Source organism: Rhodococcus sp. IEGM1339 (assembly GCF_050321925.1).
In the GTDB taxonomy this organism is placed as follows: domain Bacteria; phylum Actinomycetota; class Actinomycetes; order Mycobacteriales; family Mycobacteriaceae; genus Rhodococcus; species Rhodococcus pyridinivorans.
On the sequence record NZ_JBNQFT010000051.1, the window covers coordinates 1 to 3,543 of the forward strand.

Sequence of the window (3,543 nt, forward strand, 5' to 3'; positions counted from 1 at the left end):
GGCCGACACGCCCCAAGGGTGGGGAATTACGTGACAGGCGGGTGAGGAATTACGTGACGGGTCGACCCCTCAACCTGGGGAATTACATGACCGCTGACAATCTACCCGATCGGCCGGGCCGCCGAACCTCGCCGGGTCGGCAGCGGGAAGGCGTTGATCGTTACTGCCATGCTGCACGCGATCTGGGACTCGATCGAGGCCGTGACCACCCAATCCTCATCTCCGCACTAATGCTCGCGGTCGTCATCATCGCCATCAAGGTTCATGCGGCGACCCCACACCGGTTCCTGCGCGACATCCTCAAGGGGAACATGCCACTCGCACCGGAGGTGTCCGCCGGAGACTCACCTCCGCCAAGCTCGGTGCGCTCAGTGGTGCTCGCCGCACCCGTAGGGCCTTTCTCAAGACCGGACGCACCCGTGCAGAGCGCATCCCGCGCCCGGCACGTCTCCGACGCCGCCCACGACCTGACCGATGCGCCCGCCGCTGACGGGCTGCGCCGACACCGGCCGTGCCGCCTTTTACGCACCGAACTGGCCCGTATACGCGACAGCGACCCTGCTCCTTCCGGACACAGGTGACCCGGGTACGAGACGGACTGCGAACCCGATTCCGGAATTGTCGTCTTGACGAGTGGAACCAAGACCGTCTCGCGATCTGACCACTGCACCTATTAGGGTCTCGGTGTTGATACATTCAATCTGTAGGAAATGGGTCGTGTGTCTGCCAATAGAGGTAGCAACGGTCCCGTTCCTTCGCCGCATCGTCCGGATCGAACGGATCCACCGGCATTCCATCGCTGACTTCGCCGGTGGCTTTGGAGACGACTAGGGAAGACAGTAGCGGTTCGTCGCGAAGTCGGCAGTCGAACGTGATCGCGTGTTGCACCCGATACATCCCTTGGAGGCTGTAGGGGGCGTCGATGCAATTCTTCAGATCCTCGAACGTGATCCTGGACCCTGCCTGGGCAATCGCGATCAGCACGAAACGCGCCCGCATCGTCATGTTCCGCAGGGTCGCGTCGATGTTCAAGGTACGGCTGCAATGGTGTCCGTTGTCCGCCATGTCGTAGCTGTCGCCAACCCGGATCAGGGGAGATGGATTGTTATTGGCGTGGGGAACGAAAGCGTCGGTCATGACGATCCTTTCGAGCAGATAGGCCTATCCCGGGAAAGGAAGCACTTCGACATTTTGTGCCCGCTCTCTCCGCGCGCTACACCCGCTGTGCGGCACTGTGCAGCATCGGCGCTGGTCAACACGACTCGACCGGGTTGTCCGATCAGGGCGTGCCCTTCCTCTTACGGGCCGTTCTTCTGAGGTCGTCGAGGGCGCGACCGTCGGTGGTGTGCCACGCAGTCCAGCCATTGGTCGATGTACCGGATGCGGCCACCGCCGCACCGGACGGGGAGGAGTACCGCTTGCAAGGACGAGCAGACATCCGTCCCAGCCGGCCCGGCTGAAGATGCGGACACCGCGGGGATCTCCGCTGAGTAGGTGGATCGAACGGGCTCATCCCAATCGGGGGTGTAGGAGTTGGGGTCTGAAGCCGCCGGTCTCGAGCAGGCTTCGGGCGATGTAGTTGGTCAGGTAGCGGAACCCGAGTGCGGAGCCGCGCAGGTGTTCGAGCCGTCCGTTGAGCGCCTCGGTCGGCCCGTTGCTGGTGCCGGGTCGTTCGAAGTAGGCGAGCACGTCAGCGGCTCGCTTCTTCAGGGTCCGGCCCAGGGTGGTGAGCTCGGTGAGCACCTTGGGGACGCCGGCGCTGAGGTCGGTGATCAGCTTCTCCATGAGCTCGCGGCCACGTTGCCGGTCCTCGTGGCGATAGGCGGCGATCATGCGCTGGTAGACACCCCAGGTCGCCTCGACCTCGACGTGAGCGTCATCAGCGAACAGCGCGCGTAGCCTGTCGCTCTGCTTGTCGGTGAGCAGGTCCGCGCCGGTGTGCAGCGTGCGCCGCGACTTGTAGAGCGGGTCGCCCCTGAACCCACGGTGCCCGTGGATCGCGAGTTGGACCCGGCGCCGACACCTGTCGAGGGCGTCACCGGCCAGGCGCACGACGTGGAAGGGATCCATCACCGTGACCGCGTCCGGGATCTCTTCCGCAGCGGCGGTCTTGAACCCGGTGAAGCCGTCCATCGCGACCACCTCGACCGCATCACGGAAGGCGTCGTCGCGGTTGGCGAGCCAGGTCTTGAACGCCGCCTTCGACCGGCCCTCGACCATGTCCAGCAGCTTTGCTGGGCCGGCGCCATCGCGGACCGGGGTGAGGTCGATGATCACGGTGACGTACTTGTCGCCACGCCTGGTGTGGCGCCAGACGTGCTCATCGACGCCAATGACCTTCACGCCCTCAAACCGCGTGGGGTCGTTGATCAGCAGCCGCTTGCCTTCAGCCAGGACCGCGTTGTTGGCGGTGTCCCACGCGACCCCGAGTCCCTCGGCGACACGGGCGACGGTGAGGTGTGCGACCACGATCCCTTCCAGCGCCCACCGCAACCCGGTGCGCGAGAGCTTCGCGCGTGGCTCCGCCGCGGCGCTGGTGTCTTGGCGCCACACGTGTCCGCAGTCGGCACAGCGGTAGCGGCGCACTACAACTTCCAGCACGGTCGGTCGCCAGCCCAGCGGCTCGTGGGCCAACCGCCGGATCACGGTGTCACGAGCAGCGCCTTCGCTGCCGCACCGTCGGCACCACTGATCTGGTTCCACCACGCGGCACGCGAGGACCGCACGATCCGGTTCAAGTCGTTGTCCGGTCACGCTCAGACCGAGGCCGTCGAGTCGAGCGAAGGCGGTCAGGTCAGGGCGGCCGAAGCCGGCCGGCGGGGTAGCGTCGGACACGTCGAGGTCTTTCGGATGGATGGCGTAGGAACCTCCGTCGTCGGGAGACCTCGACGTCTATCTGCGGACCGACGCGCCCGGCCGACCTATACCGTCATCTGAGAAGACCCCTGAAACGTCTTCGACGACGACGGGACCGGCGAGCAGGAGGGCGCGGTGAGCTAAAGGAATGGAGCTTGCTCGGCTTCGACGCCGCCGCAAGCTCCGGTGAAACGGTCGGTACTGGTCGGTCGTCGTCGGTCACCACCGGATGGCGGCGTCCCCCACGCTCGGCGTTTGCGCAGGTCAGCGGCTCGTTCGCCCAGTGGGCGCATCAAGCGATAGACGCAAAGCCGACGTGATTAGGTCGTCGGTTCGATTCCGACAGGCGGCTCCGGCGAACAGCCCCTGACCTGCGGAAACGCAGGTCAGGGGCTGTTCGGTTCTGGTGGTCGCGCGATGCGCTGGCCTCACGGCTCTGCCCGACACCGACGTCGCTCTCCTCTGCGACGGACCCCTCGCCGGCTGAGCGCTCGCGGCCGGCATCCTGTCCGTGTGCCGATAGGCCTCGCACCGCTCGGCAACGCAGCATGGCGTTGCGTCGCGACCTGGCGGCGGCTCGGCGGGGCGCGATCGTCTCGTGCGTTGGCGGACTACGGGAGCTTGGACGCGAGGACGTCGGCCGCCAGGATCTCGGGTGCTGCGCCGAGGAGGTGCTGGTTGGCCGTC

At 66.0% G+C, this 3,543-nt stretch carries 2 protein-coding genes and 1 pseudogene; all 3 read right to left on the minus strand.

Annotated features, from left to right (window positions below; all coding sequences use genetic code 11):
* Nucleotides 1-696: 696 nt before the first annotated feature.
* A complete protein-coding gene (locus ACQR3U_RS23250; RefSeq protein WP_230811600.1) occupies nt 697-1,137 on the minus strand; it encodes a hypothetical protein in 441 nt (146 codons plus the stop codon).
* Between the two features lie 372 nt (nt 1,138-1,509).
* Nucleotides 1,510-2,835, minus strand: coding sequence for an ISL3-like element ISPfr2 family transposase (locus ACQR3U_RS23255; protein WP_230811599.1), 1,326 nt, complete (start codon nt 2,833-2,835; stop codon nt 1,510-1,512).
* A 632-nt stretch (nt 2,836-3,467) separates the two neighbouring features.
* Nucleotides 3,468-3,543, minus strand: a pseudogene (locus ACQR3U_RS23260) (antibiotic biosynthesis monooxygenase); the annotation flags it as partial.